The sequence below is a fragment of the Alcanivorax sp. genome, from assembly GCF_014762765.1.
Classification (GTDB): Bacteria; Pseudomonadota; Gammaproteobacteria; order Pseudomonadales; family Alcanivoracaceae; genus Alcanivorax.
Genome location: NZ_JABURH010000092.1, coordinates 5,649 through 6,912, shown reverse-complemented (window position 1 = coordinate 6,912; position 1,264 = coordinate 5,649). Strand labels below are relative to the sequence as shown.

Annotated in this window: 1 protein-coding gene; it reads left to right on the top strand. The window is 59.1% G+C overall.

Annotated elements, in window-relative coordinates; genetic code table 11:
- On the top strand, nt 1–1,254 hold a 1,254-nt coding region (gene groL / locus HUJ17_RS04800), incomplete at its 5' end, for a chaperonin GroEL (RefSeq protein WP_290509605.1).
- Nucleotides 1,255–1,264: the final 10 nt, after the last annotated feature.

The window sequence follows — 1,264 nt, the reverse complement described above, 5'->3', positions numbered from 1 at the left end:
AAGAAGCTGTCCACCCCGTGTGACAACACCAAGAGCATCGAGCAGGTGGGCACCATTTCCGCCAACGCCGATAAATCCGTGGGTGAAATCATCGCCCAGGCCATGGAAAAAGTGGGCCAGGAAGGCGTTATCACCGTTGAAGAAGGCCAGTCCCTGCAGAACGAGCTGGACGTGGTTGAGGGCATGCAGTTTGACCGCGGTTACCTGAGCCCCTACTTCATCAACAACCAGGAGAAGATGCAGGTCGAGCTGGAAGACCCCTACATCCTGCTGGTGGACAAGAAGATCTCCAACATCCGCGAGCTGTTGCCGGCCCTGGAAAATGTGGCCAAGGCAGGCAAGCCGCTGCTGATCATCGCCGAAGACATCGAAGGCGAAGCGCTGGCGACCCTGGTTGTGAACAACATGCGCGGCATCATCAAGTGCGCCGCCGTGAAAGCGCCGGGCTTCGGTGACCGTCGCAAGGCCATGCTGCAGGACATCGCCATCCTCACCGGCGGTACCGTGATCAGCGAAGAAGTGGGCCTGAGCCTGGAAAATGCGTCCCTGGAAGATCTGGGTACCGCCAAGAAAGTGAACATCGACAAGGAAAACACCACCATTGTTGATGGCGCTGGCCAGCAGGCTGATATCGATGCCCGCGTGGAGCAGATCCGCAAGGAAATCGAGAACTCTTCTTCTGACTACGACAAGGAAAAACTGCAAGAGCGCGTGGCCAAGCTGGCCGGCGGTGTTGCGGTAATCAAGATCGGTGCGGCCACCGAGATTGAAATGAAAGAGAAGAAAGCCCGTGTGGACGATGCCCTGCATGCGACCCGTGCGGCGGTAGAAGAGGGTGTGGTACCGGGCGGCGGTGTGGCCCTGGTTCGCGCTCTGGCCAACGTTGGCACCATCAAGGGTGACAACGACGAGCAGAACGCCGGTATTGCCCTGACTTTCCGTGCGCTGGAAATGCCCCTGCGTCAGATCGCCTACAACGCCGGCGCTGAAGCTTCCGTGATCGTACAGGAAGTGCGTAACGGCAAAGGTAACTACGGTTACAACGCGGCCACCGGTGAATACGGTGACATGCTGGAAATGGGTATCCTGGATCCTGCCAAGGTAACCCGTTCCGCACTGCAGGCAGCGGCCTCCATCGCCGGCCTGATGATCACCACCGAAGCCATGGTGGCGGACAAGCCGGAAGAAAACGGCGGTGGCGCCCCGGATATGGGCGGCATGGGTGGAATGGGCGGTATGGGCGGCATGATGTAAATCATCCCCC